This is a genomic window from Allobosea sp. GW823-FHT02B03, assembly GCF_058797755.1.
The window spans coordinates 463,644-479,012 of record NZ_JBXAJY010000005.1 but is presented as its reverse complement, the minus strand read 5'-3'; the positions used below and the strand labels follow the sequence as shown (position 1 = coordinate 479,012).

General features: G+C 68.5%; 17 protein-coding genes and 1 tRNA gene. 11 read left to right on the top strand and 7 right to left on the bottom strand.

Annotated elements, in window-relative coordinates; all coding sequences use genetic code 11:
* Positions 1-19: 19 nt before the first annotated feature.
* From AC1REK_RS19340 to AC1REK_RS19325, 4 genes are all read right to left on the bottom strand, one after another.
* A complete protein-coding gene (locus AC1REK_RS19340; RefSeq protein ID WP_492268802.1) occupies positions 20-1,726 on the bottom strand; it encodes a DUF3300 domain-containing protein in 1,707 nt (568 codons plus the stop codon).
* Between the two features lie 98 nt (positions 1,727-1,824).
* Positions 1,825-2,097 carry a hypothetical protein gene (locus AC1REK_RS19335; RefSeq protein ID WP_492268803.1) on the bottom strand — a complete coding sequence of 91 codons (273 nt, stop codon included), beginning with the start codon at positions 2,095-2,097 and terminating at the stop codon, positions 1,825-1,827.
* 302 nt (positions 2,098-2,399) lie between these two features.
* Positions 2,400-2,606, bottom strand: a complete 207-nt coding sequence (locus AC1REK_RS19330; protein WP_327524233.1) for a hypothetical protein — start codon at positions 2,604-2,606, stop codon at positions 2,400-2,402.
* Positions 2,607-2,875: 269 nt separating this feature from the next.
* A tRNA-Ser gene (locus tag AC1REK_RS19325) sits at positions 2,876-2,965 on the bottom strand.
* A gap of 326 nt (positions 2,966-3,291) precedes the next feature.
* Here AC1REK_RS19325 and AC1REK_RS19320 point away from each other — a divergent pair.
* From AC1REK_RS19320 to AC1REK_RS19295, 6 genes are all read left to right on the top strand, one after another.
* Positions 3,292-3,966, top strand: coding sequence for a 50S ribosomal protein L21 (locus tag AC1REK_RS19320; RefSeq protein WP_492268804.1), 675 nt, complete (start codon positions 3,292-3,294; stop codon positions 3,964-3,966).
* Positions 3,967-4,065: 99 nt separating this feature from the next.
* A complete protein-coding gene (rpmA, locus tag AC1REK_RS19315; RefSeq protein WP_332682542.1) occupies positions 4,066-4,332 on the top strand; it encodes a 50S ribosomal protein L27 in 267 nt (88 codons plus the stop codon).
* Between the two features lie 159 nt (positions 4,333-4,491).
* Complete coding sequence (locus tag AC1REK_RS19310; protein WP_066475135.1) at positions 4,492-5,130, top strand: GNAT family N-acetyltransferase; 639 nt, start codon at positions 4,492-4,494, stop codon at positions 5,128-5,130.
* An 85-nt stretch (positions 5,131-5,215) separates the two neighbouring features.
* Complete coding sequence (gene obgE, locus AC1REK_RS19305) at positions 5,216-6,259, top strand: GTPase ObgE (RefSeq protein ID WP_492268805.1); 1,044 nt, start codon at positions 5,216-5,218, stop codon at positions 6,257-6,259.
* 61 nt (positions 6,260-6,320) lie between these two features.
* On the top strand, positions 6,321-7,301 hold the full coding sequence (locus AC1REK_RS19300) for an Ldh family oxidoreductase (protein WP_492269121.1): 981 nt from the start codon (positions 6,321-6,323) through the stop codon (positions 7,299-7,301).
* A gap of 82 nt (positions 7,302-7,383) precedes the next feature.
* Positions 7,384-7,965, top strand: a complete 582-nt coding sequence (locus AC1REK_RS19295) for an invasion associated locus B family protein (protein WP_492268806.1) — start codon at positions 7,384-7,386, stop codon at positions 7,963-7,965.
* 9 nt (positions 7,966-7,974) lie between these two features.
* Here the strand turns inward: AC1REK_RS19295 and AC1REK_RS19290 are convergent, their stop codons facing one another.
* Positions 7,975-9,795, bottom strand: coding sequence for an ABC transporter ATP-binding protein (locus AC1REK_RS19290; protein ID WP_492268807.1), 1,821 nt, complete (start codon positions 9,793-9,795; stop codon positions 7,975-7,977).
* A gap of 106 nt (positions 9,796-9,901) precedes the next feature.
* Between AC1REK_RS19290 and AC1REK_RS19285 the strand changes: the two genes are divergently transcribed.
* Positions 9,902-11,038, top strand: a complete 1,137-nt coding sequence (locus AC1REK_RS19285) for a DSD1 family PLP-dependent enzyme (protein WP_492268808.1) — start codon at positions 9,902-9,904, stop codon at positions 11,036-11,038.
* On the opposite strand, the gene AC1REK_RS19280 is transcribed toward AC1REK_RS19285, so the two are convergent.
* Positions 11,031-11,324: a hypothetical protein gene (locus tag AC1REK_RS19280; RefSeq protein WP_492268809.1), complete on the bottom strand. Its 294-nt coding sequence runs from the start codon at positions 11,322-11,324 to the stop codon at positions 11,031-11,033. The two genes, AC1REK_RS19285 and AC1REK_RS19280, sit on opposite strands and share 8 nt — an antisense overlap.
* On the opposite strand from AC1REK_RS19280, the gene AC1REK_RS19275 reads away from it, so the two are divergent.
* Positions 11,304-11,852 carry a hypothetical protein gene (locus AC1REK_RS19275; protein WP_492268810.1) on the top strand — a complete coding sequence of 183 codons (549 nt, stop codon included), beginning with the start codon at positions 11,304-11,306 and terminating at the stop codon, positions 11,850-11,852. The two genes, AC1REK_RS19280 and AC1REK_RS19275, sit on opposite strands and share 21 nt — an antisense overlap.
* Here AC1REK_RS19275 and AC1REK_RS19270 read toward each other — a convergent pair.
* Positions 11,842-12,732, bottom strand: coding sequence for a substrate-binding domain-containing protein (locus tag AC1REK_RS19270; protein WP_492268811.1), 891 nt, complete (start codon positions 12,730-12,732; stop codon positions 11,842-11,844). The two genes, AC1REK_RS19275 and AC1REK_RS19270, sit on opposite strands and share 11 nt — an antisense overlap.
* 106 nt (positions 12,733-12,838) lie before the next feature.
* Here AC1REK_RS19270 and AC1REK_RS19265 point away from each other — a divergent pair, with 106 nt between their 5' ends.
* The 3 genes from AC1REK_RS19265 to AC1REK_RS19255 all read left to right on the top strand — a co-directional run bounded on the left by AC1REK_RS19265 (position 12,839) and on the right by AC1REK_RS19255 (position 15,366).
* Positions 12,839-13,540 carry an ABC transporter permease gene (locus AC1REK_RS19265; RefSeq protein WP_390893526.1) on the top strand — a complete coding sequence of 234 codons (702 nt, stop codon included), beginning with the start codon at positions 12,839-12,841 and terminating at the stop codon, positions 13,538-13,540.
* Between the two features lie 5 nt (positions 13,541-13,545).
* The gene (locus tag AC1REK_RS19260) at positions 13,546-14,286 is read left to right on the top strand and encodes an ATP-binding cassette domain-containing protein (RefSeq protein WP_492268812.1); all 741 of its coding nucleotides are present in this window, start codon (positions 13,546-13,548) and stop codon (positions 14,284-14,286) included.
* A gap of 204 nt (positions 14,287-14,490) precedes the next feature.
* Positions 14,491-15,366: an ABC transporter substrate-binding protein gene (locus AC1REK_RS19255; RefSeq protein WP_492268813.1), complete on the top strand. Its 876-nt coding sequence runs from the start codon at positions 14,491-14,493 to the stop codon at positions 15,364-15,366.
* The last annotated feature ends 3 nt before the right edge of the window (positions 15,367-15,369 follow it).

Here is a 15,369-nt window from a genome sequence, read left to right as displayed (position 1 = left end):
CTGGCGACGAGATCCCTTCTCAATCCGCGCCGCCGACCGGCACGAGCGAAGGCGTGGCGGAGACGCGCCAGTGGTCGAAGCTCTGGAACGGCACGCCGATCACCCGGTAGTCGACGCGCAGATAGCCATCGGCGCCGCGCCTCACCGCCCAGGGCGCAACGCTCAGGACCTCCTGGGCGATCACGCCGACATAGCGCTTCTCCGAGCCGCCATAGGCGAAGCTGTAGAGGCCGAGGCCATTGTCGAGATGCCCGAGCAGCGCGACGTCGTGCTTCAGGCGGATGTCGGAGCGGCGACCGCCGCCCCTGCCACCGCCACGGCCGCCGCCCATGCCGCCGCGGCTCATCCCGCCGCCCCGGCTCATGGCTGGCCCGCGCCCCATGCCGCCGCCGGGCCTCATGGCCGGTCCGCGTCCCATGCCGGGACCGCCGGCATGCATCGCCCGGGGAGCAGCAGCGCGCGCATGCGCCAGACTCGCCTGCCCGCGCTGGGACTGGCGGTTCGCAGCCCGCCCCTGCTGCACATTGCCGAAAGCACTGTCACGACCCGGCGCAGGGCGCCGCGCACCCGCATCCGGACGCCGAGGCTGCGTCGCTGCGCGCGCACCCTGGCCGCGGCCATCACCGCCCGGGCGCGCGTCACGGCCGGGCCCGCCCGGTCGATTGCCCGCGCCTGCCCGGTCGCCGGGACCGCGATCGGGACGGTTCGCAGCATTGGCGCGGTCACCCGGGCGCTGGTCAGGGCGGGCTCCGGCGCCGAGATCGCCGCGGCCACCTTCGGGGCGCAGCACCTGATCGCCACCACGGCCGCGGAAGTCCATCCGCTCGCCGGCTCCGGCCCGGAGGTTGTTGTTGCCCCCGAATTTCTGCTGGACGGCATTGTTCCGGTACTGGACGCCATGGCGATGCTGGGGGTTGTGCTCCCAATGCGCCACGCGGTTGCGGTCGATATTGATGTTGTTGTTGTTCCAGTTGACGTTGCCGCCCCAGTACCCACCCGTGCTCCAGCGCCCGAGCGCGTAGGCGGTTCCGAAGGCGAGTCCGGTCGCGAGCACGCCGGTGGCGATGTATCCCGGCGCCGGGAAATAATAGGGCGGATAGGCCGGATAGGGCCAGGAACCATAGGCCACGGCCGGGTCGTAATAGGGAACGTAGAGCGTGTCGGGCTGCGTCGGCTCGATCAGGATCGTCTGCTTGCCACTCTCCTGCCGCACCGTGACCTTCTGCTGGGAGCCGGAGGACAGCTTCTTGGCATCATAAGCCCGCGTCCGCATGCGCTGGACGCCATCCATCACATCCGGCTGCTGGGCGAGGACCGCGTCGCCGAGCTTCTGCGTCCAGTCCAGGTTCTTGCTCATCATCTCGAGCACGGAAGGCGTCGCGACCAGTGATTTGACGCTGGCGTCCCAGGGCTGCTTCTCGGCAGCGACCTTCAGCGCATCGCCCTTGAGCTTCTTGTTGGCTGCGACCCAGCGGTCGGCCTGCACGACCTCGAGCGGATAGGTCGATGCCATCAGCACCTGCGCCAGCAGCGTATCGGGATAGAGCGCGACCGGCGCGACGAGCGCCTCCAGTTCCGCATTGCTCAGTACTTGCGCGGCCTGCGCGGGCGTTGCCGCGACCGGCGCGGCCGCCGGGGGCGCGGCCTGAGGCGGCGGGGTCTGCGCAAGCGGCCGGGAAACCAGGCCACAGGCGAGGAAGCAGGCCAGCGCGATCCGCAGATCCATGAGCTTCTCCCTGGCGAGACGCCTTCGCGCCCGCACCCGGCATCCAGGTACAAGGCTGCCTCTACGTCTTGGTCAGAGCATCGGATCGGGCCGATGCTTTATCGCGGCGCCGCCACCGTTCTCCGGGCCGGCCAGGTCGCCATGTTTTCCTCGGCCTCGCGCAACCTCCGGAAGGCCTCGACATTGGCGCGCCCGGCGGCCATCGCCTCGGACATGCGCCCATCGCGCATCATGTCGTGGCTTTCCTCCAGCGTATCCATCGCGCATCCGGCCGTCTTGTTGCAGGCCTGGGCTGGCTGGCTGCCGATGCACGGACAGATCATGGCGCCGAGCACGAGAACTGCCGCTGCGGTCACGGTTCTGCTGGTCATGGGCGCAAACTCCGAGACGAAATTCCCTCAGATTCGCCCCGCTCGCGGGGCGCTGCATGCAAGCCCGGTCTCGATCGGCTCCGGCCCGGCTCAGCGCCGATAGTAGCGCATTCGCCAAGGCGGAAACCTGTCCCTGGGGACAATAGCCGGTACCGATGTCGGGCGGACGGAGCGCCAACCCAGCCTTCAGCGCTGCCTGGTCCGAGCCGACAAGAAGCCGTGATGGCCGGCACGGGCAGCCAACCGCGCGCTATCAGGCCACAAGCCGGACAAGCTGGCCCAGCCGCCGGCACATCGCCGATCTAGACGTGCGAACCGCCGGATTCGCCGCTCTTGTTGAGCGGAGGCCGTCCATCAGGCACGCAGAAGCCATGCGATCGACCTTCGCTGATCAACTGGCAGATTGTCAGACCGACCGCGTCTCCCTCGCTTGCGCGACCCGCGCGGTAAAGACCGAGTTGCTCGCGCTCGAGTTTCGCGAGTCGATCCAGCCATTCCTTGAGTGTCATGGACAGTGGCCTCCCCCGAAGCGACAGGAGATCTTAGACACTGCGCCGCACATGCCCTTGAGGCAAATCAAATTCGAGATGGCGGCGCAGCCGCCGGCCCCGTCTCGATTCGCCGGCTGCGCGTAGGGCATCACGTCAGCCGACCGATGAGCCGCGAAGATCGAGGGCGAGGGAAACGCAGGTCCTAGCCCGCCCTCGGAGTGCGACGACACCGCCGGCCCCACGAACGGGAGCGCTAAGCTAGGCAAGCTGCTGTGAGATCAAGGAAGTGGCGGACAGGGAGGGATTTGAACCCCCGATACCCTTGCAGGTATGCCGCATTTCGAGTGCGGTGCATTCAACCACTCTGCCACCTGTCCGCGGTGCTCATGTCGAAGCGGGGTGCTTGTTACACACCACCCGCGCGCCGCACAAGCCTCCTTGAGCAGAAGTTTCAACTCATCGACAGGGAGCGTGCCGGGCAGGGTTTTCCTTGACGCAGGCCCCCTGCCCGCCTAGAGAGCCTCGTCCGGCGTGGGGAAACCCGCGCCCGATCTCTTTTGGCGCGAGCGTGGCGCCGGGCTCTTCAGGGAGCCGGCGACGCAAGCCTCGGAAGAGCAAACCCAAAACGCAACGACTGCCAAAAAGTCGCCCTGCATGCGCCGCGAGGCCAGTGACAGGGCGGGGCCGAACATGGAGAACAATGATGTTCGCAGTCATCAAGACCGGCGGCAAGCAATTCCGCGTCGCCGCCAATGACCGCATTACGATCGCCAAGCTCGAGGGCAACCCGGGCGACACCGTCGCCTTCGGCTCCGTGCTGATGCTGACGGACGGCGAGAAGTCGACGATCGGCGCCCCCTTCCTGAGCGACATCACCGTCGCCGGCGAGATCGTCGAGCAGACCCGCGGCGAGAAGGTCATCGCCTTCAAGAAGCGCCGCCGCCAGAATTCGAAGCGCAAGCGCGGCTTCCGCGCCGAGCTGACCGTGGTGCGCATCACCGACATCCTCACCGGCGGCAAGAAGCCGGAGATGAAGAAGGGCGAAGCCGCTCCGGCCGCGCTCAAGGCCGCCAGCCCTGCCGTCAAGGGCAAGGCCAAGCCGGCCGCCAAGGCCGAGGCGCTCGACGCCTCTAACCTCTCGCTGATCTCAGGCGTCGGCCCGACCATCGAGAAGAAGCTGCGCGCCGCCGGCATCACCTCGTGGAACGACATCGCGTCGTGGACCGAGGCCGACGTCGCCAAGTGGGACGAAGAGCTGAAGCTGCGTGGCCGCGCCACCCGCGAAGAGTGGGTCGAGCAGGCAAAGGAGCTGCTCGCCGGCAAGCCGCCGCGGGCCAAGGCCGACCAGGCCGAGCTCGCTTCCGGCGAGGACTACTGACCCTCGCTGTCAGGTTCTCACGGGCTTCGTTTCCGAAACCGGTGGCATTTGCCGCCGATTCGGGTTACATGGACTGAAGAGTTTTCGAGGTAGGGCGTTATGGCTCACAAAAAAGCAGGCGGTTCGTCGCGCAATGGTCGCGACTCCGAAAGCAAGCGTCTCGGCGTGAAGCGTTTTGGCGACCAGGCCGTCGTGGCCGGCAACATCATCGTGCGTCAGCGCGGGACCAAATGGCATCCCGGCGTGAACGTTGGCCTTGGCAAGGATCATACCCTTTTTGCCACGGCGAACGGCCGCGTGCGATTCACGACGAAACTCGGCCGAGCTTTCGTCAACGTAGTTCCGGCCCAAGAGGCCGCAGAATAAACGGCGGATAGGGAACTTTCTCGATCCGCCGGTTCCATCGAACCGGACGATCGAGAAGGGGCAAAAACCCGTCACGGGTTTCCCGAAGGTCAACGAACCGGGGGAGATGGGACCAAAGCCCATCTCCCCCTTTCTCGTTGCGCCGACGGAGAGACCCCGATGTTCCCTGAACTGACAAGAGACGACGTCTTCCGGCTCGAGACCCGGCGTCTTTGGCTGCGCTGGCCGCGCATGGCCGACGCCTCCGCGATCCTGCGCCTCGCCGGTGCCAAGGCCGTGGCGGAAATGACCGCATCGATCCCGCACCCCTATCCTTCCGGGGCGGTCGAGCCTTTCATCTTCGCGATGCGCAAGGGCAATGCGCTCGGCGAGCACCTGGTGCTGGCCGTCACGCCGCGCGACCGGCCCAATGAGCTGATCGGGATGATCGGCGCGCATCCGCAGGCGAGCGGGCGCCCCTTCATCGGCTACTGGCTCGGCACGCCGCACTGGAACAAGGGGCTGGCGACGGAGGCGGTGCAGGCGCTGATCGACACGCTGTTCTCGCTGGTCGAGATCGAGGCGATCGAGGCCGATACGCGCGTCATCAACCCGGCCTCGCGGCGGGTGCTGGAGAAGAGTGGCTTCCGCCAGGAGGGCTCCTTCCTCAAGGCGCTTCCGGCACGCGGCGGCCTCTTCCCCTGCGAGCAGTTCCGGCTCGACCGCTCGACCTGGGCGGCGCTGAAGAGCTGGGGCGCCTCGGGCTGGACACCGGCCCCGCCGGAGGGAATCCCCGACGAGGAAGCCTGCCTCGCCTGATATCGCACAAGGGCCCGCCAGGAGGCGGGCCCTCTTTTCATCGACCGCATTGCTCTCCCCGGCGCATACGACTACCTAAGCCAGCATGAAATTCCTCGACCAAGCCAAGATCTATGTGAAAGCCGGCAATGGCGGCGCCGGCTGCGTCTCGTTCCGGCGCGAGAAGTTCATCGAGTTCGGCGGCCCCAATGGCGGCGATGGCGGACGCGGCGGCGACGTCGTGGTCGAATGCGTCCAGGGCCTGAACACGCTGATCGACTTCCGCTTCCAGCAGCATTTCAAGGCCAAGACCGGCGAGCACGGCATGGGCAAGGACCGCCATGGCGCCAATGGTGCCCCGGTCGTGCTCAAGGTGCCACCGGGCACCGAGATCCTCGACGAGGACGGCGAGACGCTGATCGCGGACCTGACCGAGCCGGGTCAGCGTTTCGTGCTGTGCAAGGGCGGCAATGGCGGCTTCGGCAACGCCTATTTCAAGACCGCGACCAACCAGGCGCCGCGCCACGCCAATCCCGGGCTCGACGGCGAGGAGCGCTGGGTCTGGCTCAGGCTGAAGCTGATCGCCGATGCCGGGCTGATCGGGCTGCCCAATGCCGGCAAGTCGACCTTCCTGGCGACGGTGACGGCCGCCAAGCCAAAGATCGCCGATTATCCCTTCACCACCCTGCACCCCGGCCTCGGCGTCGTTCGGATCGACGCCCGCGAAATGGTGCTCGCCGACATTCCCGGCCTGATCGAGGGCGCGCATGAGGGCCATGGGCTCGGCGACCGTTTCCTCGGGCATGTCGAGCGCTGCCGGGTGCTGCTGCACCTTGTCGAAGGCACGAGCGAGCATGCCGGCAAGGCCTACAAGACGGTGCGCAACGAGCTCGCGGCCTATGGCGAGGGGTTGGTGGAGAAGCCGGAGATCGTGGCGCTCTCCAAGGTCGACGCGCTGACGCCCGAAATGCTGAAGGAACAGCTCGCCCGCCTGAAGCGCGCCTGCAAGCGCACGCCGATCGTGCTCTCGGCCGCGTCCGGCGAGGGCGTCGAGGCGGCGCTGCGGGCGGTGCTCTCGGTCGTCGAGTCCGCCCGTGCCGAGGAAGAGCGCGAAAACGCTCCGGCACAGGAGGTCGGCTGGCGGCCCTGAGGCATCGGCGCCGCCGGCGCCAGGGCTCCCTTCAGATGGCGCAGTGCAGGGAGTGACCCAGATTTCCAGCATCGTGCGCTATACGCCTGAAGACGCGCGGGAATTCGCGTTTCGGTCGGCGATTGCCGCTGGCGCAGGAGAAGCCGCCGCGAGTGCGCTCGCGAGCGCGACCGTCGCCGCGGAACGCTCCGGTCGCTCCTCCGTCGGCTTTGCCCATTTGCCGGACTATCTCGACGGCTTCGCCGCCGGACGCATCGTCGGCACCGCCGAACCCGAGATCGACTTTCCGACCCCGGCGGCCATCCGCGTCGACGCCAAGGGCGGCATCGCCCAGCTCGGCTTCGACCGCGCCTTCGATGCGCTGATCGAGCGCGCCGGCCTCTATGGCCTGGCCGTCTTCATGCAGCACAACAGCTACACGGCCGGGGAGCTCGGCTACTATGCGCGGCGCCTGGCCGAAGCCGGGCTCGTCGCGCTCGCCATGAGCAATGGCCCTGCCCTGCTGACCGCCGGAATCGGACGCAAGCCGGTCTATGGCACGAACCCGATGGCGTTCGCCGCGCCGGTGAGCAACGCGCCTCCCCTTATCATCGACCAGGCATCGAGCGCGACCGCCTTCGTCAATGTGCGGCGGGCTGCGGAGATGGGCGAGGCGATTCCCGCCGGCTGGGCCGTCGATGCCGCGGGGCGGCCCACCACCGATGCCGGCGAGGCGATCAAGGGAGCGCTTCTCGCCTTCGGCGGCGCGCGCGGCGCCAACATCGCGCTGATGGTCGAGATCCTGGCCGCGGGCCTGACCGGTGGCAACTGGTCGCTCGATGCACCATCCTTCGCCGACGGCGCGGATTCGCCCGGCATCGGCCTGTTCCTGATCGCCTTGAGCCCCGCCCTGCTGGCGCCCGACTTCCCGGCCCGGATGGCTTTGCAGGCCGAACGGCTTGCCGCCAGCGGCGTTCATATTCCCGGCCGAACGCCGATGGCCGACGAAATCACGCTGCCGCAGGCGCTGGTCGACGCGATCAAGGAACGCGGCAGGGCTTGAAAGCGGTCGCGGCGCCCCTTGCCTCCGGCGCCCACTTGCCATTCAACTCGGGTCCTTGCCTCCCAAGCGAACCGGACCTGCCATGCTGATCAAAACCACGCTCTTCGCGCTGCTCTCCTCGCTGGCGTTGGCGGGACCGGCCTTGGCACAGGCGCAGCGGCCGGCGCAGCCTGCGCCAGCCGCGCCCGCCCCCCCGGCCGCAGGCGCGGTCTCGCAGCCCGACAACACCACCGCGACCTATGGCGACTGGGTGCTGCGCTGCCAGCAGGGCGTCGGCACGAATCGCGTCTGCGAGATCGTCCAGACCGTCGAGCAGCAGGGCCAGCGAGGACCGGTCGCCCTCGTCGCCGTCGGCCGCCCGGTCAAGGGCGAGCCCTACAAGCTGGTCGTCCAGGTGCCGCCCAATCTCACCCTCGGCAACAATGCCGGCGTGCGGGTCAGCGGCGGCGACAAGGAGGACGTCGTCGCCCTGTTCCAGCGCTGCATGCCGGCAGGCTGCTTCGGCGAGGCCAATCTCAGCGACGAGGCCTTCAAGCGCTGGCGCGGACTGAGCGAGGCCGGGCAACTGCGCTATCTGGACGCGGCGAAGCGCGAGGTGACGCTGCCGATCTCCTTCCGCGGCTTCACCGCGGCCACCGACGCTCTGGTGCGCGAGCAGCCCTGAGCGCCTGGCTCAGCCTTCGGCGAATTGCAGCCGGTAGAGCCGGGCATAGGCTCCGTCGCGGGCGATCAGGGCGTCATGGTCGCCGGTTTCGACGATCCGGCCCTCATCGAGCACGACGATCCGGTCGGCATCGCGCACGGTCGAGAGCCGGTGCGCGATGACAAGGGTGGTGCGGCCCTTCATCAACTGCGTCAGCGCCTGCTGGACCACCCGTTCCGAGTGCGTGTCGAGTGCGCTCGTCGCCTCGTCGAGCAGCAGGATCGGCGCATCCTTGAGGATGGCGCGGGCGATGGCGAGGCGCTGGCGCTCGCCGCCGGAGAGCCGCGAACCGCGCTCGCCGACCCGGGAATCATAGCCTTCCGGCATCGCCATGATGAAGTCATGAGCCGCCGCCGCCTTGGCCGCTGCGATGATGTCGGCATCGGTCGCGCCGCGCCGGCCGAAGCCGATATTTGCGCGCACCGTATCGTCGAACAGCACGACATCCTGGCTGACCACGCCGATCTGGGCCCGCAGGCTTGCCAGCGTGACATCGCGCAGATCCTGGCCGTCGATCTCGATGCGTCCCTCGTTCGGGTCGTAGAGGCGCGGCACCAGCGCCAGCATGGTCGACTTGCCGGAGCCCGAGCGCCCGACCAGCGCCGTGGTCTTGCCGGCCTCGGCCACGAGATCGATGCCCTCGAGCCCGCGCGCATCGTCGCGGTAGCGGAAGCGCAGGTCGCGGAAGGCGACCTCGCCACCGGTGACGGCGAGCAGCTTGGCGTCCGGGCGCTCGGCGATCAGCGGCTTCTCGTCGATCAGGGCGAAATAGCGCTTCAGCGAAGCGCCGGCCTCCTGGACGATGGCGTTGAGGTTGCCGAGCGAGCGCATCGGCTGGGCGGCCAGCAGCAGGGCCGAGACATATCCCGTGAAATCGCCGACGGTCGAACCGCCGGAGGTGATGCGCACGCCGATGGCGGCAAGAACGCCAGCGACCGCAAGGCCGCCGCCGACCTCGAGCAGCGGGTCCAGCCGGCCGCGCGCATTGGCGGCCTTCATCTTCAATGCCCGGATCGTCTCGAAGGCGCCGGCCGCGCGGTGCTTGAGATAGGGTTCGAGCGAATCGGTCTTGGCGACCCGCGCCCCCTGCAGGCTCTCGGTGACGAGGCTCGCCATCAGCCCGGTCTGCTCCTGCTGCGACATCGCCATGCGGCGCAGCTTTTTGCCGATCCGGCCGATCGGGCTCGCCACGACGGGAGCGACCAGGAGCACGATCAGGGTCATCTTCCAGTCGATCCAGAGCATCGCGCCGACCAGCGCGACCGCGGTCAGCACGTCGCGGATGGCGATATTGATGATCCGGGTCAGCGCTTCCTTGACGAATGTGAAGTCGGTGGTGAAGCGCTGCGTGAGGGAGGCGGGATTTTCTCTCTGCAACTGCGCGAGGTCGGCATCGATCAGATGCGCGTAGAGCGCCGTCTGCATGTCGGCCTCGATCCGGCTGACGACGCTATTGGTCATCACGGTCTGGGCCAGCAGGGAGAAGCCCTTGATCGCGGTGACGATGACCACGACGATCGCGACGGCGTTGACGACGCCGATCTCGATGCCGATCGACTTGGAGACCAGACGCTCGGCGCGGCGCACGAAGCCCGTGGCCTCGGCGGTGAGCGGGTCGGCGAAGGCGTCGAAGGCAGCCTTGATCAAGAGCGGATAGAGGCTCGTCGTCGCGGCGATAACGACGACCAGGCCGAGGATCATCGCGATCTGGGGGAGATAGGACTTGACCCGCTCGCGCCAGACGCGGGCGAAAAGCGCGAGGGTATCGTCCGTGACCTTGCCAATCTTCATGGGGCGCGGCCTATCATGGCCGCCATGCGAGCGCCACTGCCGGTCTTGCTCGCGACACGATGCTGACGTCCGATAGTCCGATTGATTCACCAGACATAGAGAACCCATGCCTCTCACGCCGCCGGCTCAGCCCGGACAATCCTTCGCCGAGATCGACACCCCCGCGCTGATTCTCGATCTCGACGCCTTCGAGAGGAACCTCGTGACCATGGCCGCCTTCGCGGAGGCCTCCGGCGTGCGTTTGAGGCCGCATGCAAAGACCCATAAGAGCCCCGAGATCGCGCTACGCCAGATCGCGCACGGCGCCGTCGGCCAGTGCTGCCAGAAGGTCGGCGAAGCCGAGATCCTGGTCGCCGGTGGCGTCAGCGACGTGCTGGTCACGAACGAGATCGTCGGAGCGACCAAGCTCGACCGGCTGGCCCGCCTCGCCCGCGAGGCCCGGATCGGGCTCTGCGTCGACCATGTCGACGGCGTGCGCGAAGCGGCCGAGGCGGCGGCCCGCAACGATGTGATCTTCGACGTTCTGGTCGAGCTCGACATCGGCTCGCGGCGCTGCGGCGTCGCGCCCGGCGAAGCAGCGGTGCGCCTCGCCGAGGCCGTGGCGCGCAGCAATTCGCTGCGGCTCTCCGGCGTGCAGGCCTATCACGGCAGCGCCCAGCACATGCGCTCGATCGACGAGCGCCGCGAGGCGATCGAGCGCGCCGGCTTCCTGACCCGCAACGTGGTCGACCGCATTCGCCAGGTCGGCCTGCCCTGCGAGATCGTCAGCGGCGCCGGCACCGGCACCTTCGACCTCGAAGGCCGCTCCGGCATCTGGAACGAGCTGCAAGCCGGCTCCTACATCTTCATGGACGCCGACTACGCCCGCAACCGCAATGCCGATGGCTCGCCCTTCCAGACCTTTGAGCATGCGCTGTTCATTCTGGCAGGCGTGATGAGCAAGCCGGTCCCGGACCGCGCCATCGTCGATGCCGGGCACAAGACGGCAGCGGTCGACTCCGGCATGCCGACAGCCTTCCGACGCGAAGGCGTGGTCTACACCAAGCCTTCCGACGAGCACGGCGTCCTCACCGGAGATCCGGTTGCCCTGCCCCATCGCGGCGACCGGCTGCTGCTGGTGCCCGGCCATTGCGACCCGACCGTCAACCTGCACGACTGGTATGTCTGCGTCCGCGGCCTGCACGGGCCGGATGCCCATGTCGAGGCGGTCTGGCCGGTGGCGGCGCGCGGCGCCCTCACCTGAGCGCATGCTGGCCGAGCTCGCCCTGCGCGCGCTGACTCCGGCCGAACCGCTCGCACGCCGCTTCGGGTTGCTGCAGGAAAGCGTGGCGCTGTGGTCGCGAGGCCTGCGCCAGCGCCGCGCCTGGGCCGATCATCATGCCCGTTGCCGCAAGCTTGTCGCCGAAATTGCAGCGGCGCTGCCAAGCCGGCGCAAAGCCGTGATCCTCGGCTCCGGCCTCGTCCGCGACGTTCCCCTTGATCAGCTCTGCCGGCAGTTCGAGGAGGTCGTGCTGGTCGACATCGTGCACCTGCCGCTGGTGCGCCTGCGGCTTCTGCCGCGCCGCAACATCCGTCTCCTGACCCGTGATCTCACCGGCGCCATGGCCTGGCTCGCAGGCGAAGCGGAAGGCCGCGCGGACCCGCTCGCCGATCTGATCGCCGACGAGGCCGTTGATTTCGTCGTCTCGGCCAACCTGCTCTCGCAGCTCGCCTGGCCGGTGGCGGACTGGCTGGAAGACCACCCGGAGCGGGCCGCCACGCTCCCGGCCGACCTGCCGGCCCGCTGCATCGCCTGGCATCTCGATGATCTCGCGCGCTTCAGGGGACGCGTCTGCCTGATCAGCGATGTCGAGATGGTCGAGCGCGAACGCGACGGCGCGATCCATGACCGGCTCGACCTGATGTACGGCGTCACTCTGCCGCCGGAGGACCAGAGCTGGCCCTGGCCCGTCGCGCCCTTCGGCGAAGCGGCGCGGGACCGCGAATTCGTGCACCGCGTCTGCGCCTGGCGCGATTTCGGCCGAAGCCGGGCCGCACACAGGCCTGCTAGCGATTGAGCCGGATCGTCCCGCTGAGCGAAAGGTCATAGCCGCCGAATTCCCGCGCGCGCGCCGCCATGTCGGGGCTGCGCATCCAGGCCAGCAGCTTCTGGGGACCGGGCTCGAAATAGCTCCGCCGACGCATGACGAGGTCGACATGCTCCCAGACCAGCGGCAGGAATTCGAGGCCGAAGGCCGTGGCGATGGCACGCGCCGCGATGCCGCAATCGGCACGGCCATTGCGGATCGCCAGCGCGAGATCCTGCCCGGTGGCGCAGATGCCCTCCGCGGCAACCATCCTGCCCGAGCCGACCCCGGCCCGCTCCAGCAGGCTCTGCAGCAGTAGCTGCGCGCCGGCGCCGCGCTGGCGCTGGGCGAAACGCGCGCCCTGCGCGATGGCCGAGGCGAGGCCGTCGAGCCCCAGCGGATTGCCGGGCGCCAGCAGCAGGCCCTGCTCGCGCCGGGCGAAATTGATCACCACCGCATCGTGCAGCATGCCCTCGGCACGGATCGCCACGAGATTGGCGGCGTCATCATCGGGCGTGGCGTGGAGATGCAGCGCCGCGATCGCAACCTCGTTGCGCAGCAGACGGTCGAGCCCGGCCTGCGAGCCCTCTGCCAGCAGCGCCAACCCGCAGCCCGATTCACGGATGGCGAGTTCGAGCAGCGAATCCTGGCTGCCGCCGACGATCGGCGGTGGCGGCGCCGGCTCGAACCCGTCGGGGCGTGCCAGACCGGCCTCCAGCCAGCGGTCGAGACCGCCGCGCGGGAACAGCCATTTACCGGAAACCTTGGTGCAGGGCACGGCGCCCTGCGCGACGAGCTCGTAGAGCTTGCGCTCCTTGAGCCGGACATAGGCGGCGGCTTCCTCAGTGGTCAGCCAGGATTGATCCTGCACCTGCATGTTCCTGTCTGCACAGGCTACGAGATTGGCTTTTGGTCGCATTGAACTCTACCAATTGCAAATGCTTGCAATCGGATGCGGGCATTGGCGGGAGCGGGGTGTGGAGGTCGGCGCAGTATTCCAGGCGGCTTTTGCGCTGGTGGTCGGGCTCGATCCCGACTTCCTCGGCATTGTCGGCCTGTCGCTGCGGGTGACGCTGACCGCGGTCGCGGTCGCGGCGCTGGTCGGCCTGCCACTCGGTGCGGCGCTGGCACTGGCGCGCTTTCCCGGCCGCTCGGCGATCATCGTCTGCCTGAACGCGCTGATGGGGCTGCCGCCGGTCGTCGCCGGCCTCGCCGTATTCCTGATGCTGTCGCGTTCCGGACCGCTCGGGCCGCTCGGCCTGCTGTTCACCCCGACAGCGATGATCATCGCCCAGGTCATCCTGGTGCTGCCGATCGTGATCGCGCTGACCCGGCAGGTGATCGAGGACCTCTGGGGCGAGTATCGCGACCATCTCCGCTCGGTCGGCCTCGAAGGCATGCGGGCGATCCCGACGCTGCTCTTCGACGGACGCTTCTCGCTGGCGACCGCCCTGCTCGCCGGCTTCGGCCGGGCCAGTGCCGAGGTCGGTGCCGTGCTGATCGTCGGCGGCAACATCGCCGGCTACACCCGCACCATGACCACGGCGATCACGCTGGAGACGTCGAAGGGCGACCTGCCACTGGCGCTCGGCCTCGGCCTCGTCCTGCTCTCGTTGACGCTCGCCATCAACGCCGTCGCCTTCGGCGCGAGCCGGATCGGCGCACGCTATGCGGGATAGGCGCCATGCTTGACGCGACCTCGATCCTGCCGCTCACCGTCGACGCCGTCTCCTTCTCCGGCGGCGGCAAGCAGTTGCTGGAGCCGAACAGCTTCGTCATCCCCGCCGGCGGCCTGACGGTGGTGCTCGGCCCCAATGGCGCCGGCAAGTCGCTGACGCTCAGGCTCTGCCACGGCCTGCTGAATCCGAGCCGCGGGACGGTGCGCTGGGCGGACGCGCCGGGTGGCCAGCACGCCGCCAGAAGGCAGGCCAAACGCCATGCCATGGTCTTCCAGAAGCCGATCATGCTGCGCCGCTCGGTCGAGGCCAACATAGCCCATGCGCTGGCGGCGTCCGGAACGGCAGGTGCGGAGCGCAAGGCGCGCACGCAGCAGGCGCTCGCCCGCTTCGGCCTCGCGGAGCGCGCGGCGCAGCCGGCACGGCTGCTCTCCGGCGGCGAGCAGCAGCGCCTCGCCATCGCCCGCGCCTGGGCGCTGCGGCCGGAACTGCTGTTTCTTGACGAGCCGACCTCGCAGCTCGACCCCGCCGCGACGCGCCAGATCGAAGAACTGCTCACCGTCCTCGTCGCCGAGGGCATCACGGTGATGATGTCGACCCATGATCTCGGCCAGGCCCGCCGCCTCGCCGACCGGGTGCTGTTCCTGCATCGCGGCCGCCTCGTCGAGGACGCGGCTGCCGCGAGCTTCTTTGCCGGCCCGCAATCGGCCGAGGCGCGCGCCTTCCTGGCGGGAGAGCTGCTGTGGTGATACCGCGCGCCGCCCGTCACAGCCTCCGCCCTCATTCCGAGGAGCGGTGGCAGACAGATCTCGAAGGATGCTTCGCAGCGCGCCGAGCCGTCCTTCGGGGCGCCGCGGAGCTCTTTGCCGGCCAGCCAAAGGCCAGGCCGGAGAGTGGCGCGGCATAACGAGGTCTGAAGGAACATGTCCGACAGAAACCAAGGGGATGAAACAATGTCATTGATCCACCGCCGCTCCCTCATCGCCGCCGGGCTGTTCCTGGGCCTTTCCGGCCATGCCCTCGCGCAGGCTCCCGCCGCGGCGCCGCCGGCCGCGACGGCCCCCGCCGGAACCCGCTTCATCACCGTGGCGTCGACGACCTCGACCCAGGATTCCGGGTTGTTCGGCCACATCCTGCCGATCTTCAAGGACAAGACCGGGATCGAGGTCCGCGTCATCTCGCAGGGCACCGGCCAGGCGCTCGACACCGCGCGGCGCGGCGATGCCGACGTCGTCTTCGTCCATGCCAAGGCGCAGGAGCTGAAATTCGTCGAGGAGGGCTTCTCCACCGAGCGCCGTCCGGTGATGTACAACGACTTCGTGCTGATCGGGCCGAAATCCGATCCGGCCGGCGTTGCCGGGACCACGGACATCGTCGCCGCCCTGAAGAAGATCCAGGAGAAGGGCGCGCCCTTCGTCTCGCGCGGTGACAAATCCGGCACCCATGCCGCCGAGCTCAATCTCTGGAAGGCCGCCGGCATCGACATCGCCGCGCAGAAGGGTCCGTGGTATCGCGAGATCGGCCAGGGCATGGGCGCCGCCCTCAACACCTCCGGCGCGATGAACGCCTATGTGCTCTCCGACCGCGCCACCTGGATCTCGTTCAAGAACCGCGGCGACCTCGTGATCTCGGTCGAGGGCGACAAGCGCCTGTTCAACCAGTACGGCGTGATGTCGGTCAGCCTCGCCAAGCACCCGCACGTCAAGTTCAACGACGGCAAGCTCTTCGCCGACTGGCTGACCAGCCCGGAAGGCCAGAAGGCGATCGCCGACTACAAGATCGACGGCCAGCAGCTCTTCTTCCCCAACGCCGGGCAGGCCGGGGCGTGACGT